A 16,409-nucleotide genomic window follows, 5' to 3' on the forward strand; every position below is an offset into this window, starting at 1 on the left:
TGCGGCTATCCTTTTCTCTGCGTTCGCGTGCCGGACGGTTGTCCGGCCGCACTACGCCGGCAGCTGCGAACTGCCGGTCGCTGTGGCCAGGAGTGGTAGCTCCTGGCCACAGTCGTCTTGGTGGTGATCACCCGTTCCTCCGCTTGGCCCGGGCGATGGTGAGCAGGATCGGCCCGGCCAGCGCCGCGAGCAGACCCGCGGCCAGCGCCGCGAAGAGCCCGAAGCGCACGTTGCCGAGCGGGGTGCTGGGTGTCGGGTTCGACACCGCGACCGGTACGGCCGAGCCCAGGCCGCTCGGCGTCGCGGCGGGCACGTCCGAGGGCGTGCCGGTGCCGGTGTTCGACGCCTTGGTCGGCTTGGTCGCGGGCTTGGTCGTAGGACTCGTGGCCGGGGTGTCGGCCGAGCCGGAGACGGCGTTCGGGTCGACCCCGGCCGTCTTCTGGATCGTCGTCGCGGCGGTCCGGGTCTGCGCACGCAGCTTGGCCGGGAGCGGGGCGTATCCGGCGGGCAGGGTGCCCGGCTTGACGCCCGGGGTCTGTCCGTTGCCGGCGGCGTAGCGCAGCAGATCCCCGTACGCCGCGCCCAGGTCCTTGTCGATGTCGGCCGGCGCCGTCGCCGCGTAGATCACCGAGGTCAGCGGGTACGCCTGGGCCGACGTGGTCGACGGGTTGGGCGCGAGCACGCTCTTGTCGACGGCCGACGGCTTCATCGCGGCCACCGCGGCCAGCATGCTCTCGGAGGTCGGGGCGACGAACTTGCCGGCCGCGTTCTGCAGCTGGACCATCGGCAGCCCGAACCGGGTGGCGGTGGCGGTGTCGGTCACCGCGAGCACGGCCCGCTTGCCGGGCAGCTGCGGGGTGCCCTTCTTCCAGCCGATGACGTCGCCGTTGCTGTCGAACGAGGTGGCGTTGCGGACCAGCGTGTCACCGCGGGCCGCGGACCGGGCGGCGTCGTGCATGTTGTTGGCGAACGGGTGCATGTCGAGCGTGCACCAGTCGACGTCGTTCTGTGCCTCGTTGCGCATCTTGACGCAGTACAGGTCGCTCTTCGGGAAGTTGTCCTGCGGCCAGGTCAGGCCCGGGTAGACCGGGTTGACCACCATGCCCCACGGATCCGCCTTGCCCTTCAGGAACGCCTTGGCGTCGGGGTCGGACAGAATCCAGGACCAGAGCTCGGTGGCCATGTCGGTCTGACCGACGCCGACCAGCGCGTCCCCGATGGCCAGCGGCAGCTGCACGCTGGACGTGGTGTCTTCCGGATCCTTCTGCACCCAGTCCGGGTTGAGCTGGCGGAACTCCGGGTCGAAGGTGATCGTCTGCGGGTTCTTGATCACCGTCGGCCGATTCAGGTCGGCGCCCGACCGGTACGACTGGGTCATCAGCTTCGCCACCAGCCGGGCCGTGAGTTTGAGGGTGGGCAGGCGTTTGCCCTCGTTGGCCAGTTCCTCGGGGTTCGCCCCGGAGCCGGAGACCCAGTCGATGTTCATGGCGATGGCCAGTCCGGAGACGGCGGCCGGCGCGTAGACCACTTTCCGGCCGGGGACCGGGGTCATCGGCTGGTTGACGAAGACCATGCCGGGGTCCACGCCGGCCAGCCGGTCGCGGGCCGACGCGTCGGTGGTCTGCGTCCAGCCGAACACCCGGTCCTTGCGGCCACCGGCGCACAGCGTCGGCTGCCAGCGGATCATCGCCTCGGTCATCGCCTCGGCGCCGATCGCGCGCTTCTCGGCCGCGCCGAGCGGGCAGACCCGGCCGAGCGGCTGGAACTTCAGCGGCACGACCAGGCGGTTGGCCCAGTTGGTGGCGCTCAGCGGCGAGGAGTCCAGCGCGTGGTGCGGCTTGGCGTCACCGCTGGTGCCGTTCACCTCGGAGTCGTTGCGCGGCACGATGACCATCCAGCAGGACCGGCCGGTGCCGTTGGCCAGCAGCGACCCGCAACCCAGGCCGGGGGCTTCGAGGGCGGTCTGCACCTCGAAGAACTCCTCGCCGTGGCCGTCCGGGCTGGTCCGGCCGTACGGAATCTCGTTGGTCGTCGCCTGGTCGAAGTACTCGCCGCCGGTGCCGTTGGTGACCGGGTCGCCCTCGACCGGCTTGAACGGCGCGAAGACGTTCACGTTGGCCTGGGTCATCTTGACCGTCTCGAGCGGGTCCCGCAGACCGTCCGGGCACGTGCCGGCCTTCTCGTTCTCCGGCGAGCAGTACGGCGCGTAGTTCAGCTGCCGCTTCCCGGTGTACAGGCCGCCGCGCTGGTCGGTGTAGAGCGCGCCGAACTGGCACTGCTCCCGGGTCGGCCCGCTCTTGGCGTCCCCCCAGCACTGCATGATCTGCAGGTAGTTGGAGTAGGCGGCCGAGTCGCCGGTGGGCGCGCCCCCGGTCCAGGTGACGTCCACGACCTGGTTGATCAGGTTGGTGGTCTGGCTGACGGTGACCTTGAGGTCCTTGAAGTCACCCCGCCCGGTGACGGTCACCGCGGTCGAGTCGGCGGCGTCGGCGGCCGGGGCCGGGGCGGTGAACATCAGCAGTACGGCGGCGAGCGCGGCCGCGGTCCAGCGCCGGATCATGGCTTTCCTCCCCGCCGGAACACCCGGGCGATCAGGGGCGGGCCGACCGTGAGGCCGACCAGCAGCGCGACGGCGAGCGCGATCAGGACCGTCTTCAGCGTCGAGTCGAGTTGGATGCCGACCGAGACCGGGACGGCCAGGGCCGAGTCGGCGCCGGTGCCCCCGCCCGTGCCGCCGGCCGGCAGCCCGGTGTCCGGATCGACCGCGCCCGCGGCCGGCCCGTTGTTCGTGCCGGTGGCTGTCCCGGTGCCGGTGCCGGTGCCCGTACCCGTGCCGGTGTTTCCGGTGTTGGTGTTGGTCTTGCCGCCGTTGTTGTTGGTGGTCGGCGTGTTCTGGGTGGCGCCGCCGGTGCCGGTGGCGCACTGCGTGGTGCCGACCTTGTCGCACGCCTGCGGGTAGGGCGCGTTCTTGGCCAGCGTGTTCGAGCCGTCCTTGGAGAAGGTCGGGTTGTTGCAGGTGGCGATGTTGATGTTCTTGACCACCACGCCGGGGATCTTCTTGGTCTGGGTCAGACCGGCCTCGACCAGGTTCTTCGGCAGCGGCGAGTAGCCGAGCTCGTCGGCCTGCTGCTGCCCCTCGCAGAGGAAGTAGTAGTTGAACGCGCCGAGGGTCTTGCCCTTGGTGGTGGTGAACCGGTCCGTCGTCGCGGTCGGGATCAGCATGTAGCTGTAGCTGGACAGCGGATACGTACGCGGGTCGTTGTAGGTGTAGACGCCGCTCAGGTCCTGGGTCAGGTAATCCGGCCCGGGCGTCTGGTTGATCTTGGCAGCGAGCAGCGCCACCGCGACCGACTTGGCGGTCGGCTCGACGTAGTAGTCCTTGGCGTTGCGGATCTTGGCCACCGGGAATCGGGCATTTTTCGCGTACGAGTATTCGACGTACGTGATGGCGCCGACGCTCGACGCCTGGGCCACGTAACCGGCCACGTTCTGCGAACCGCTCTGCGCGGTCATCGCACTGCCCGGGATCGTCGGATACAGCGAGGTCACCTTGCACGGCGTGGACCGGCCGGCCTTCTTGCAGTACGCGTCCCAGATGCTCGGGTAGCGGGCCTTCATCCACGTGGTGAACTGGGCGGTCGTACCGGAACCGTCGGACCGCACGACCGGGACGATCTTGCGTGCCGGCAGCGACAGACCGGGGTTGTCGGTCTTGATCGCCGGGTCGTTCCAGACCGTGATCACGTTGGTGAAGATCTTGGCGAGGGTGTCGCCGGAGAGCCGCAGGTTGGTGACCCGCTTCCCACCGATCTCCAGGTTGTACATGAACGAGGTACCACCGGCCACGATCGGCATGTACGCGTAACCGAACTTGGGCTTGGCCTCGGTGTCACCGGCGTCGTCCTTGCCGTACGCGATCTCCGAGACGCCGAAGTCGAGCAGGCCACTGGCGAACTGGTTACGCCCGGCGGTGGAGCCGTTCGCGGTGTAGTTCACCGTGATGCCGTACTGCTTCACATTGGACGTCCACTGGTCGATCGCGTTGGAGCTCCACGTCGAGCCGGCCCCGGTGATCGGCACGTAGACCTCGGCCGCGGCCGGGAGGATCCCCGCCACCTGGCCGGCCGCCGTGAGCGCTAACACCACAAGCGCCGCGGAAACGGCGCGGAGAGCGCGCCTCAACATGGTCACTGAACCTCTTTTACTTGTACGGATTGCTGTTGTTCGTGCGCGTTGCCGGGCAACCCGGCGCTCTCGGGCGTGTTCTCCCAGAGGGGGGTGAGGACCGCCGGAGCCTGCTTCTGGAAGCGGGCCAGATCCCGCGCCGACGCCCGTGCCCGGGCCGCCCGCTGGCGATCGCTCAGCTCCAGCGGCCCGCGTCCGCCGATCAACCGGGCGATCACGAACAGCAGCAGCACCAGGAGCAGCAGCAGCGCCGCGGTGCCGAACCCGCGCGCCACCATGTTCGGCTCCGGCGACTTGATCAGCGTGAACGTGGCCAGCGGCAGCGACACCTGCGACTCGTGGAACGCGTCCGGGTTGAGCGCCTTGTTGTATCCGGCGGTCAGCAGCACCGGCGACGTCTCCCCGATGCCGCGGGCGGTACCCAGGATCACCGCGGTGGCCAGGCCGGGCCGCGCGGTCGGCAGGATCACGTGCCAGGCCGTCCGCCAGCGGCTCGCGCCCAGCGCCAGCGACGCCTCTTTCAGGTTGCCGGGCACCAGCCGCAGCACCACGTCCGAGGCCCGCACGATGATCGGCAGCATCATCACGCTGATCGCCAGCGAGGCCGCGAAACCGGACTGCTGGAAGCCGAGGATCAGGATCACCGTCGCGTAGATGAACAGGCCGGCGACGATCGACGGCAGCGCGGTCATCGCCTCGACGATGGTCCGGACCAGCCGCGGGAACGGTCCCCGCATCTCGGCCAGGAACAGCGCGCAGAGCATGCCGGACGGGACGGTGATGGCCAGGGCCAGGCCGATCTGTTCCAGCGTGCCGACCACCGCGTGCACCGCACCACCCTCGGTGAGCGGGGCGAGCGGGCCGGTGACACTGAGGTCCCGGGTGTAGAAGTTCAGGTGGATCAGGGCCTGGAACCCGCGGATCAGGGTGAACCCGACCACGAAGACCAGCGCGCTGATCATCAGGATGGCCGCGCCGTGCACCACCGTGGAGACCAGCCGGTCACGGACCGCCGGCCCGTCCCGGTCCAGCCAGACCAGCACCGCGTAGAGCGCCAGGAACACCACGAACGAGCAGACGACAAAGCCGAGCAACCCGGAGAACGGGGCGATCCAGTAGAAGACCAGGGCGGTCAGGGCGACCGCGGCGACCGCGGCGCCGAGGCCGGCGAAGACGTCCTCGCTGCGCAGGGACGCGGTGTTGCGCCGAAGTTCGGACATCAGGCTTCGCTTTCCGCACCGGAACGGCTCCGGGCCACGATCATTCCGGCGCCGAAGTTCACGACGAGGGTCATCAGGAACAGCGCGACACCGGCGGCCATCAGGGCGGAGAGCGCGACCGGGCCGGACTCGCCGTACCGCAGGGCGATCAGCGCCGACACCGAGTTGGCGCCGTTCTGCAGGATGTGCGGCTGGATCACGAAGACCGGCGAGATGATCAGGTAGACGGCGATCGTCTCGCCCAGCGCCCGGCCCAGGCCGAGCATGGTGCCGCCGATCATGCCGCCCCGCCCGAACGGCAGGACGACCGAGCGGATCATGCCCCAGCGGGTGGCGCCCAGCGCGTACGCGCCCTCCCGCTCGCCGATCGGCGCCTGAGAGAACGCTTCGCGCATGATCGAGCAGATCACCGGCGAGATCATCATCGCGACGACGATCCCGGCGATGAACGTCGAGGACGTATAGACGGTCGCCGTGGCCAGCGGGTCACGAGGATCAGAATTGGTCACGCGCAGGAAGGGGATCCAGGCGAAGTACGTCGACAGCCAGCGCGACAGCCCGATCACGTGCCCCTGCAGGAACGCGAAGCCCCACAGTCCGTAGACCACGCTCGGCACGGCCGCCATCAGGTCGACCAACGCGATCAGCGGGCGCTTGAGCCGGCGCGGGACGTACTCGGAGACGTACAGCGCCATCCCGGTGGCCAGCGGCACCGCGATCGCGATGGCCACGCTCGCGATGAGAACGGTTCCGGTCAGCACGGCCGCGATACCGAAGTGCCCGGAGTCCGGTTCCCAGGCCTGCGTGGTCAGGAACGACCAGCCGGCCACGTTCAGCGCCCGCGACGCCTTCTCGAACAGGAACACACCGACCAGCGCCATCAGCACCAGGACGAACGCACCCCCGACCCGCAGCACCGACCGGTAGAGCAGGTCGACGCCGCCCGAGGGCCGGATCCGCCGGCGCTGCTCGGGCGCGTCCGGCTGCTCCACCACCGCCGGCATGGTCAGGGTGTCGGTCATGACCGCAGGCCCTCGGCGAGCGGCGCGGCCTGGGGCAGGAGGGTGAGCATGACCGTCGCCGACCGCTCGGCCTGCAGCCGCCGGTGGTAGTCCCGGCTGGCCACGGCCACGATCGTGTCGCCGACCAGCATCCGCCAGCGCCAGCCGATCGAACTGCTGCGCACCAGCGTGATCCGCATCTCGGCCACGTGCTCCTGCACCCACTGCGCCGCGGCCCGGGCCGCCTCGTGGTCCGGGTAGACCGTCGAGGACCGGCCGAGGTCACGATTGTTGGTGGTCAGCAGTCGCCAGCCGACCCAGTCGGATGTTCTGGTCGGAAGAAATCCGAAACGCGCCGCAGACACAGTTCCGCCTCGCCTGAAGGGTGGGAACACGCGGAACCGGATTCGATCGTCACGCGTGCGATGCACACGCTGAACAGGCTCTGTACACAGAGCGCGCACAACCGGTTAACAGGAGACGCAGCGCAAGAGACGGGGAGCACGGAACTGCCAGCAAACACTCAAGTTACCCGCCGGTTACCGGCTGTATAAGAATGTTATGCGCTGGCCACGGTCTCGCCGATGCCTTCGGGACGCTAACCGACAAGGCTTCAAAAACCAACATCAAACTTATTTCGTACGAAGGAAGCGTCGCAACCGTACCGATCCCCGCAACCACCACAACCAGCACGGACTGCGAAAACGGGGCAGCAGAGTCCCCACATCTTTGGCATCATCTGCCGCGTGTTTCGTCTCTACTCGCTGTTCGCGCTGGTCGACCTCGCGCTGCTCGTCATCGCCCTGATCGACTGCCTCTCCGTCGAGGAGTACGCGATCCGGGCCCTGCCCCGCGGCCTCTGGGTCTTCCTCATCCTGCTGTTCTCACCGATCGGCGCGATCGCCTGGTTCATCGCCGGCCGCCCGGCCCGCCCGGTCCAACTGAGCAACGGCACCGTCTGGCGCCCCGGAGCCGGCTTCCCGGAGCACGAGCGCCCGGCCGGCCGCCGCGGCCCGGTCGCGCCCGACGACGACCCGGAGTTCCTCCGCGGCCTCACCACCTCCCGCAAGGAGGACGAGCAGATGATGAAGACGTGGGAGGCCGACCTCCGCCGCCGCGAGGAGGAACTGCGCCGCCGCGAGAAGGACCGCGGCGACGACACGGCCTGACGCCCGCCTCGGAGCGGGTCGGCGCTCAGCTCACCGGCGGGTCTCCGGTGGGCCGGCGATCGGCTGCGGCGGCGGTCCGAGCTCGGCGAAGCGAGCGCGGAGCTCGCCGAATCCGTCGCCGATGAGTGTGGTCTCGATGTGAGACCGTCCGCCCCGCTCCTCCACATCGACGCTGAGCAGGGACTCCCGGCCGGCGGTGACAGCAATGAATCCGTCGGTCAGCCACTCCCCCGCGGCCGGGGCTCCGGAAGTCGGCGATGACTGCGTCCCGCGCCTTTCTCGCCTTCCACTTCCACCGAGCCGATGCGGCGCGGCTCGCGACCTCACTCGCTACAGGGCGGCTTCTCTTCGTAGTTCGCCTTCGACTTACCGATGCTGACCCGGAGTCGATTCAAGCCGTCCCGCCGGCCGGCTCGACCGCGCCGACCTCCCGGTGCGGGGCGTGCGGCGTGTCCGCGTTCAGGTCGTTCCAGTTGCCGGTCACCAGCCACGTCTTGCCGTTGCACTCGTGGACGCAGCCGCCCTGACCGCACCCGCCGAATCGTCCTGGCAGGATTCGGCAGGCGGTTTTGCGGGGCGGTTCGTTACCGGTGACGCCACCGTCGGTCGGCGGCGGCAGTTCCGGTTCTTGCTGCACGCAGGTCGACGCCGAACCGCCCTTGCCATACAAGCCGGACGCGTCAGCCGGGCCGGCACGCCGCAGCAGATCCAAAGACGATCATGAATATGGGTCGCGATCCGGTTAACGAGAGACGCCATGCCGGAGTCAAGTGACTACACATCGCATTCTTCGGCCAATCACGCACCCGGGCTGAGTCGTCGCATTAACCTTCACTCCATTGCAACGCCAAATCCCCCCTCGTTGCATTAACCGAGAGGTCCAGTGCAACGATTTAAGCATCTTGAACTGCTAATTTGCCTCTTAGATGCAACTTCGATGTTGCCCGATCAGCGAACGCAACGTAGCGTTTCTCTCATCGGAAACAACGCATCGAAGGAGCCCACGATGAACAAGTTCGCCACCACCGCCGCGATCACCGCCGTCCTCGACATCCCGGCCGGCCGCATCCAGGTCATCGCCGCCGACCGGTCCGACACCGTCGTCGAGGTCCGCCCGGCCGACGCCACCAGCAGCCGCGACCAGAAGGCCGCCGAGCGGGCCCGGGTCGAGTTCGCCGACGGCGTCCTGCGGATCGGCACCGAGCGGAGGAACCCGATCCTCGGCAGCCCCGGCTTCGTCGAGGTCACCGTTCAACTGCCCAGCGGCTCCCGCGTCGAGGCCAAAGCCGCCGCGGCCGACTTCCGCGGCGTCGGCCGCCTCGGCGACGTCACCCTCGACACCGCCCGCGGCGACATCAAGATCGACGAGGCCGCCGCCGTCCGCTCCACCACGGCCGCCGGCGACGTGACCATCGACCGTCTCACCGGCCCGGCCGAGGTCGCCGTCAGCAAGGGCGACATCCGCATCACCGAGGCCCACCAGGGCCGGGTCGCCCTGCGCACCGAGGCCGGCTCGATCACCATCGGCGCGGCCACCGGTGTCTCGGCCGCCCTCGACGCCGGCACCGGCCACGGCCGCATCACCAACCGCCTCAAGAACGACGGCGTTCCCGCCCTGACCATCAAGGCCACCACGGCGTACGGCGACATCGCCGCCCTGAGCAACTGAAACCCACCTCTCATCAGCCCGCCGCGCTCGTCAAGGAGAACCGCCATGACCAACCCGACCCTCACCGCCGCCGGCCTGCGCAACTGGCGGGCGACCCTGGCCCGTTACGTCGACTCCGGCCGCATCCCCGGCCTGGTCGCCCTGCTCAGCCTCGGCGACGAAACCCACGTCGAGACACTGGGGACCATGCGCCACGACGGTGGCCCGCCGATGCGCCGCGACGCCATCTTCCGGATGGCCTCCACGTCCAAGCCGGTCTCCGTGGCCGCCGCGATGATCCTGCTCGACGAATGCCGGCTGCGCCTCGACGAACCGGTCGACCGGTGGCTGCCCGAACTCGCCGACCGCCAGGTCCTCAAACGCATCGACGGCCCGCTCGACGACACCGTCCCCGCGCGGCGCCCGATCACCGTCCGGGACGTGCTGACCTCCACCTGCGGGATCGGCATGGACATGACCTCACTGGGCACGCCGATCATGAACGCGGTCTTCGAGCAGGGACTCACCCCCGACCTGCCCACCCCGATGCCGGCCCCGGACGAGTGGATGCGCCGCCTCGGCACCCTCCCGCTGATGCACCAGCCCGGCGAACGCTGGCAGTACCACATCGCCAGCGACCTGCTCGGCGTGCTCGTCGCCCGGGTCACCGGCCGCACGTTCGGCGAATTCCTGGACGAGCGCGTCTTCGGCCCGCTCGGCATGACCGACACCGGCTTCCACGTTCCGGCCGACAAACTGGACCGGCTGCCCCCGCTCTACGCCCCCGACCCGCAGACCGGCGAGTTCCACATCTGGGACGAAGCTTCCGGCGGCCGGCACAGCAAGCCCCCGGCCTTCGAGGGCGGCGGCGGTGGCCTGGTCTCCACCGTCGACGACTACCACACGTACTTCACAATGCTCGTGAATCACGGCATGCACGGAACCGAGCGGATCCTCTCCCGCCCGGCCGTCGAGTTGATGACCACCAACCGCCTCACCCCCGACCAGCTGGCCGCCCGCACCACGATGGCCCGCGACAACGTCCACATCTCGTTCGGCCAGGGCCAGCACGGCGGCTGGGGCTTCGGCATGGCCGTCCGCACCTACCGCGGCGACTACGCCCCGGCCGGCCAGTTCGGCTGGGACGGCGGCTCCGGCACCGCCACCTACGCCGACCCGCACACCGGCCTGACCGGCATCCTCCTGACCCAGGTCGGCCTGACCGTCCCGCACGCGGCCCACCTCGCCCAGGACTTCTGGACCACCGCCTACCAGTCCCTCGACCACTGACCCCATCAGGGCCGTTTCGGGCGGCGGAGCGACCGCGACCAACCGCGATCCCAACGCGGACGCCCGGCCTTCGGCTGGGCGTCCGCCCAACCCTCACCGCCCGGCCCCGGGTCGGGCATCCCCCAGCCCTCACCGCCAGCCCGGCGACCCGAGCCCGCCCGCCGAGGCGGACAACGAAAAACGCTCGGACCAATGGTCCGAGCGTTTGCAAGGGTGGAGCTGAGGGGACTCGAACCCCTGACCCCCACACTGCCAGGACGGTGCTCGCCCAAGATCGCTGATCTGCAGCTCGCTGACCGGCAGCGCCGTAGGTCGACTTACTGTGACTCCCCGCTGCACCCCGCCCGCAACTCCCCCATCTGGCACGGATCTGGCACACGGCTGTCAGTGATACTTGCGGCGATGGACGCGGATGCCCTCCGGAGCGTGGACGGCCGTCCGGAGCACGATCGAGTCAATCGAGATCATCCGCATCGACTGCTGCGTCAGCGTTGCCGTCAACGTCACGGCTGCTGGTGTCAATGCTTCGGGTAGGCAGCACTTGACTCGTCAGGCCAACTTGAGCCTGTCCGCTACCGTTGCGGACTGGCTGTTACTCGTAGAATTCCGGGAAGGAAAAATGGCGAACGAGGACGTCGAGAGAAGCTGGGATGTCGGAGCAAACGCGACCGGCAATGCTGTAGGCGGCCTATTGGGAGCCGCTTTAGGCGCCTCTTTTGGCCCTGTTGGGGTGGTTGCTGGCGCCGCCGTGGGTGCTATAGCAGAAGACTATGTCAAGCTCTATGCAGCGGACCGCGCAAGGCGTGTACGTGCTATGTCGGCCGCAGTTAGCGAAGTTGCCGGAGACTCGTCCGACGAACTCTTTCCGGCGATCCTCGGTGACGAACGTAAGCGTGAACTTTTGGCCAGGGCCGTTGAAGAGGCTGCCCGCTCCATGGAAGATCAGAAAATTCACGCTATAGCTCACGCCTTCGTTACTGGTGCACTGTCAAGCGACCCTGCAGCGGTCGACGACGCGATGCTAGCTATCGAGGTGGTGCGACAACTCGAAGCTCCGCATTGGCGTCTGATTTCTACACTCGTCCGAACATCACCTATGAGCGGGGTCGATACAACGGACGAGGACCTGGTTAACCGGTATCAATTCGCTTGGACTAGGGAAGAAATCTTGAAAGCGGATCCCGGCCTAGAACGGGTTTTCGATCACTTGATTGGCCGTATCATCAGTCTCGGTTTGGTAACCGACATAGCCATTGGGACATGGGACTACACGGGCCGCTGGGCTTTAAATGCATTCGGAAAGACCTGCGCGGAGTACCTGAATATTCTGGGAAAGAACGGCCTCGCGACGTAACACGGCTGGCGGCCCCCTTGACCCCCAGGCAACTCATGATCTTGAATGAACTTGGTCAACATGGTTCTGACCTGCTAGTGGTCGTCCGCCAGCGTCCACCGACGTCCCTCGCGATCACTGGCGATTGTCACTCAGTTAGTCACCCGGCTCCGCGCCCAGGGCCAACCATCGCAACCTCGTTCAACGGGATCTTGGCGACGAGGGGGTTGATCCCGCTGAGGCATGACCACCGCAGACTTGGCCCTACACCTCTTCAGCTCGGCGCTTGTGTTCCAGGAGGTGCTCCAAGTCTTCAATATCGCCGTCGCCAGGGCGAGGAATGATGTTCTTGCGGGATCCGTCAGAGCGGGTCGCCTGCTCGAAGAACGGCTTGGCGCAGCCGTCGGAGAAATGCTGCTTGTGCGCGCCAGCACGGCGCTCCAAGATCCAGAAGACAGCGCCCCACCCGACGAAGATCACGGCACCAACCAACAGAAGCCACTGCAACCAACTCACAGCACGAATCCTTCCGACCTGTCGATGAGCGTGCCTGACTGCCTAAGCCCAGGCGCGAGCCGTCGCGGAAAGTAACTATACAGTTACTCACGCCAATGCGGCTATGCGACTCGGACATGCAGCTGCACCTAGCCGTTCACCAAATTACTGATCTTGAATTACTGATCTTGGTCGGTCATGCACAATGTTGCAACCGACGCAAGTCGGACGATAGAGGCAGTACTCTTGACGCACTCCGGCACCATGACTCGATGGAGGATGAGAGTTATGAAGATCCAATCTTTACCGAGGAAGAACTCGAAGATCTAGTCGAGGTACAATCGCGGCCTCGACGACGATACCGCCGAGTTACTATTCTCGTTCCAGGACGAAGGTTTAGGCGGCCGATAACTTATCTTTTCGCGCTCGCCTTCCTCGGACTTCTGATTTATCTCATCCTGCAAAGTATTCAGGAGAACGAACGTCCTCCTTCATATGGAATAGCCAGCGAAAGGCGTTCCGCTATTGAGAGTTGGCTTAGTTTTTTCTACACTTGGCGACTGGAAGTAGTTGCATCACTCTTCGTTCTCTTCTTCGTGATCGGCGCGTATCGCCATACTGGCTATCGGAAGCTAGCCTTCGGCATCAAACGTCCGCCCTGGATATTAGGTGCAATTTTAGGCACCCTTGCCGTGGCAATTGGGGGCATTGCCCTCGCGGTACTACTCAATGAAGCCAACAAGGTTGCACCAGATAAGCGGCCCGAAGTCAGAATAGAGGCTATCAAAACGGCCGCGACCGTTGCTCTCGGAGCCTCCGGGCTGAGTGCAATATTTCTTGGAGCGCGCCGTCAGTGGACTGGAGAGTCGGATAGAATTGACGACAAGTTCAACAAAGCAATTGAGCTGGTCGGCAGCGATAAGGGAGTAACCCAAGTAAGCGGAATGGTTGTGCTCGACCGACTTTCGCGTCAAAATCCCGAGTACGGATTTGGCGCATCTCAAATATTTACTTACATGGCGTCTACCATGCCCGAGGCGCAACGGGTGCGCGAGGTTGCACAAAGCATGCTACAGGAGCGCCGCCACAGAAAGCGCATGTGGCGTTGGATTAGCGATGACGACATTCAACCTTGACTTGATACGGCCCAGATTGATCGGCGTCAAGGTGCTCTTGACACGTTAGCAACGTCCGAGTCGGTGCAGGGAGTGGCGGCGCGCGCCATGATGCGGGCAGGCCATCGGCCTGCCGCTTGACCACCTGACCGCTAGGGCCGTAGAGGCTCCGAGGTCCAGGGCGGCCGCTTGCGGCCGTCGCTTGCGACGCGAAGCGCCCTTGACCTCGGAGGGGCGGCCCGGACACACTGCGCGCCGCCGCGACCGGCATCCGACGGCCATGACTCGCGCTGCGGCCCGGCGCGGCAGCTCGGCCGCGCCGCCTTGGCCGCACCGGTCGGCAGCCGGCCAAACTCCCCAAGCCTCACCCACCTGTTGACCTGTCGTCGCCGCGGCCCGATCCGCTCCTGCACGCCAGCCGACGGGCTGCCTGCGTGCCGGTCGTGTGCGCCAGCTAAGCGACCGGCACGCGCCCAGGCGGCGGCGTGAGCGGCCCGTTTCGGGCCGCCTTGAAGACGTACAGAAAGTTTGAACAAGATCCGGCGGCCGACCGGCTCAGGTGTTCCCCTGGTCAAACCCCAGGGACGTCCCAAGACGTCCCTTTCGGCGCTAGCCCGGCTTCGCTGTTTCGTGCGAGCCTGAACTGGTGAGCGAATTGATCAACAGGGCCGCGATGCTCGCTGAGTCCTACCTCGCCGTGGCGCTTCCTACGCGCTGGCAACATGTCCAGGCCGTTGCTGCAAAGGCTGCTCGCGTCGCCCCAATCCTGTCTGACGCCGATGCCGAAGCGCTCGTTGCTGCCGCGTGGCTGCACGATGTCGGGTACGCCCCGGGAGTCACCGACACTGGCCTTCACTCGCTGGACGGTGCTCGCGAGCTTCTGAAGAACGAGATTCCTCGCCGCGTGGCCGACTTGGTCGCGTACCACTCCTGTGCCATTTTCGAGGCGACTGAACGGGGCCTAGCTGATCTGCTCACTGCAGAGTTTGTAGATGAGCGATCGCCGGTGACGGACGCGCTCTGGTACGCCGACATGACGACAGGACCGTCCGGGCACAGTCTTTCGGTCAACGCTCGGCTTGGGGAGGTACGTCAACGTTACGGACCGGAGCACGTCGTAACCCGCTTTTGGGCTACTGCTGAGCCGACGCTGGTAGCCGCAGTATCGCGTACGGAAGAGCGTCTGGGCACTCAACCGATGTAAGGCTTGCTCCGCTGCTCAAAGCCGTGATCGATGCGAAGCCTCATCGAAGGATGGATCGGAAGCGCGTCCAACTCTTCGGCGGCAACCCACCTGACTTCTGACGACTCGCTGCTGGTCGTCGGCTCACCAGCGACGTACTCGGCCCGGAAGCAGATCGAAAACTGCTGCCGGACTTCGCCATTGCTGTACTCGACGAGGTGGTGTGGGTTCGTGTAGATACCGACCACGTCAACGACCTCGATCGTGATGCCGGCCTCCTCAGCCGTCTCTCGCACTGCGGTCTGAGCGATGTACTCGCCAAAGTCCTGAGCACCTCCAGGCAGCGCCCACAGCGTGTTGTCAGTACGACGGATCAGCAGCACCCGGCCCTCTCCATCTTGAACGAACGCTGTTGCAGCCGAGACGATGCTGTTGGCCTTCGGAGCTTCTGGATCGTTGAGGTGCTCGATGCGTGCCATGGTCCTACCTTGTCACGGCCAGACGTAACGGGACTTTGAGATCACGCGCTGGAAGCTATTGGCGTACCCATCGAACAGGTCGCCGCCTCCGAGGCGCCGTAGATGCAGGACTGGTGCGTAAGCCGCCGGGATGCCGTAGAGATGTGTGTTCACCAGCATCTCGTCGTCGAAGCGATAGATCGAGTTATAGAGGGTCGTCTGGTGGAAGTAGACCGAGGCGTTGTCGTTGCCCTTCAAGTCGCGGTAGAAGGCCAGGGCGTTGTGGATCTTGCTTGCCATTGCTTCGCCTATGCCCTCATCTGCCCCTCGTTGAGCTACCTCTGCGCTGTCGGGATCACCGAGTGCGACCTCGACGACGGCACCTGAGTCTGCTTTCTCAATGAGGGTTGGAACGAAGCGAGGATTCTGCTCCGGCAAGAACAGTCCAGCGTAGGCAAGGATCCCAATATGGTTGTTGGCCTGGTCCAACAACTCTTGCCACAGGTCATTCGGAACGGCACTCCGTCTCGGATAGATGCGTAGAATCTCCGACTCTGCAACCCGAGTAGCTCTCTGAGGCGTAAGCGCTGAGGGCCAAAGGTAGGACTCGGCCTGGCGCACGAGCTGTGCGATCGCGTGGCGATGCTTCGGATATGGATTCCGATCCTGAGTAATCCAGCGTTCAACCGTCTTGGGATCGACGCCGATCTGCTGAGCCACCGACGCCACCGTCAGATCTTTGCGCAGAATCGCGTCACGCAGTCGCTCGTTCGGCATCAATTCCTCCGGGACATCTAGGGACGTCTTCACATTAGGACGGACGTCCCTAGCTGTCCATACTGCGTGGTGAAGTCGTCATGCCAATTCACGAGAGTCTTTCTCCAGATCGAGCAGTCGTCCGCAGGGGACGCGCTCAATATCAGGGAGGATCCCTCGTGAAGATCTACGTGGACACCACCGGCATCACGTTCACGGTGGCGAAGAAGGCTCAGCCGAAGGTGGACGAGAAGGGCAATCAGCGGTCCGAGAGGGGAACGGGCCGTCCGATGTGGCAGACCCAGGTCGTCGCTCTCGACGAGACGGGTGGCGAGGTCATCAACGTCACGACGGTCGGTGAGATTCCGTCGGTGGAGGTTGGTCAGTTCGTCACTGTCGAGCAGCTGGAGGCCAAGGCATGGGCCACCAATGGTCGTAACGGCACCGCGTTCCGCGCGGCGTCGCTGAAGCCCCTGACGAGTGCCTCGGCGAGCAAGTAGCACTTCAGTAACACCGGAACACCCCCGCCACAGTGTCCGTGGCAAATCCTCGACCA

Annotated in this window: 16 protein-coding genes; 7 read left to right on the top strand and 9 right to left on the bottom strand. The window is 66.0% G+C overall.

Annotated features, from left to right (window positions below; genetic code table 11):
* Positions 1 to 127: 127 nt before the first annotated feature.
* From ACSHV8_RS36280 to ACSHV8_RS36300, 5 genes are read right to left on the bottom strand one after another with little or no spacing between them, the layout of a single operon-like run.
* A complete protein-coding gene (locus ACSHV8_RS36280) occupies positions 128 to 2,560 on the bottom strand; it encodes a hypothetical protein (protein ID WP_436523354.1) in 2,433 nt (810 codons plus the stop codon).
* Positions 2,557 to 4,143 carry a phosphate ABC transporter substrate-binding protein PstS gene (gene pstS, locus ACSHV8_RS36285; protein WP_436523356.1) on the bottom strand — a complete coding sequence of 529 codons (1,587 nt, stop codon included), beginning with the start codon at positions 4,141 to 4,143 and terminating at the stop codon, positions 2,557 to 2,559. The genes ACSHV8_RS36280 and pstS overlap by 4 nt, the downstream gene beginning before the upstream one ends.
* A gap of 44 nt (positions 4,144 to 4,187) precedes the next feature.
* A complete protein-coding gene (pstA, locus tag ACSHV8_RS36290) occupies positions 4,188 to 5,405 on the bottom strand; it encodes a phosphate ABC transporter permease PstA (protein WP_436523358.1) in 1,218 nt (405 codons plus the stop codon).
* Positions 5,405 to 6,427, bottom strand: coding sequence for a phosphate ABC transporter permease subunit PstC (pstC, locus tag ACSHV8_RS36295; protein WP_436523360.1), 1,023 nt, complete (start codon positions 6,425 to 6,427; stop codon positions 5,405 to 5,407). The genes pstA and pstC overlap by 1 nt, the downstream gene beginning before the upstream one ends.
* Positions 6,424 to 6,771, bottom strand: coding sequence for a hypothetical protein (locus ACSHV8_RS36300; protein WP_436523362.1), 348 nt, complete (start codon positions 6,769 to 6,771; stop codon positions 6,424 to 6,426). Before ACSHV8_RS36300 ends, pstC begins: the two co-directional genes overlap by 4 nt.
* A gap of 381 nt (positions 6,772 to 7,152) precedes the next feature.
* Here ACSHV8_RS36300 and ACSHV8_RS36305 point away from each other — a divergent pair, with 381 nt between their 5' ends.
* Positions 7,153 to 7,575, top strand: coding sequence for a PLD nuclease N-terminal domain-containing protein (locus ACSHV8_RS36305; protein WP_436523364.1), 423 nt, complete (start codon positions 7,153 to 7,155; stop codon positions 7,573 to 7,575).
* A gap of 391 nt (positions 7,576 to 7,966) precedes the next feature.
* Here the strand turns inward: ACSHV8_RS36305 and ACSHV8_RS36310 are convergent, their stop codons facing one another.
* On the bottom strand, positions 7,967 to 8,287 hold the full coding sequence (locus tag ACSHV8_RS36310; RefSeq protein WP_436523366.1) for a hypothetical protein: 321 nt from the start codon (positions 8,285 to 8,287) through the stop codon (positions 7,967 to 7,969).
* 294 nt (positions 8,288 to 8,581) lie between these two features.
* On the opposite strand from ACSHV8_RS36310, the gene ACSHV8_RS36315 reads away from it, so the two are divergent.
* The 3 genes from ACSHV8_RS36315 to ACSHV8_RS36325 all read left to right on the top strand — a co-directional run bounded on the left by ACSHV8_RS36315 (position 8,582) and on the right by ACSHV8_RS36325 (position 11,867).
* Entirely contained in the window at positions 8,582 to 9,244 is a 663-nt protein-coding gene (locus tag ACSHV8_RS36315; RefSeq protein WP_436523368.1) for a DUF4097 family beta strand repeat-containing protein, read from the top strand.
* Between the two features lie 45 nt (positions 9,245 to 9,289).
* Complete coding sequence (locus tag ACSHV8_RS36320) at positions 9,290 to 10,513, top strand: serine hydrolase domain-containing protein (RefSeq protein WP_436523370.1); 1,224 nt, start codon at positions 9,290 to 9,292, stop codon at positions 10,511 to 10,513.
* Between the two features lie 412 nt (positions 10,514 to 10,925).
* Positions 10,926 to 11,867, top strand: coding sequence for a hypothetical protein (locus tag ACSHV8_RS36325; protein ID WP_436523372.1), 942 nt, complete (start codon positions 10,926 to 10,928; stop codon positions 11,865 to 11,867).
* Between the two features lie 243 nt (positions 11,868 to 12,110).
* Here the strand turns inward: ACSHV8_RS36325 and ACSHV8_RS36330 are convergent, their stop codons facing one another.
* Positions 12,111 to 12,362: a hypothetical protein gene (locus ACSHV8_RS36330; RefSeq protein WP_436523374.1), complete on the bottom strand. Its 252-nt coding sequence runs from the start codon at positions 12,360 to 12,362 to the stop codon at positions 12,111 to 12,113.
* Positions 12,363 to 12,613: 251 nt separating this feature from the next.
* Here ACSHV8_RS36330 and ACSHV8_RS36335 point away from each other — a divergent pair, with 251 nt between their 5' ends.
* Together ACSHV8_RS36335 and ACSHV8_RS36340 are read left to right on the top strand one after the other, a co-directional pair.
* Positions 12,614 to 13,477, top strand: a complete 864-nt coding sequence (locus ACSHV8_RS36335; protein WP_436523376.1) for a hypothetical protein — start codon at positions 12,614 to 12,616, stop codon at positions 13,475 to 13,477.
* 625 nt (positions 13,478 to 14,102) lie between these two features.
* Positions 14,103 to 14,660, top strand: a complete 558-nt coding sequence (locus ACSHV8_RS36340; protein ID WP_436523378.1) for an HD domain-containing protein — start codon at positions 14,103 to 14,105, stop codon at positions 14,658 to 14,660.
* Here the strand turns inward: ACSHV8_RS36340 and ACSHV8_RS36345 are convergent.
* Both ACSHV8_RS36345 and ACSHV8_RS36350 read right to left on the bottom strand, forming a co-directional pair.
* Positions 14,648 to 15,118, bottom strand: a complete 471-nt coding sequence (locus ACSHV8_RS36345; RefSeq protein WP_436523380.1) for an NUDIX hydrolase — start codon at positions 15,116 to 15,118, stop codon at positions 14,648 to 14,650. The two genes, ACSHV8_RS36340 and ACSHV8_RS36345, sit on opposite strands and share 13 nt — an antisense overlap.
* A gap of 12 nt (positions 15,119 to 15,130) precedes the next feature.
* The gene (locus tag ACSHV8_RS36350) at positions 15,131 to 15,874 is read right to left on the bottom strand and encodes a helix-turn-helix domain-containing protein (RefSeq protein WP_436523382.1); all 744 of its coding nucleotides are present in this window, start codon (positions 15,872 to 15,874) and stop codon (positions 15,131 to 15,133) included.
* A 158-nt stretch (positions 15,875 to 16,032) separates the two neighbouring features.
* Here ACSHV8_RS36350 and ACSHV8_RS36355 point away from each other — a divergent pair, with 158 nt between their 5' ends.
* Positions 16,033 to 16,353 (top strand): hypothetical protein, encoded by a 321-nt coding sequence (locus ACSHV8_RS36355; protein WP_436523384.1) that lies wholly within the window; start codon positions 16,033 to 16,035, stop codon positions 16,351 to 16,353.
* The last annotated feature ends 56 nt before the right edge of the window (positions 16,354 to 16,409 follow it).

This window comes from Actinoplanes sp. HUAS TT8, assembly GCF_051380535.1.
Lineage (GTDB): Bacteria > Actinomycetota > Actinomycetes > Mycobacteriales > Micromonosporaceae > Actinoplanes.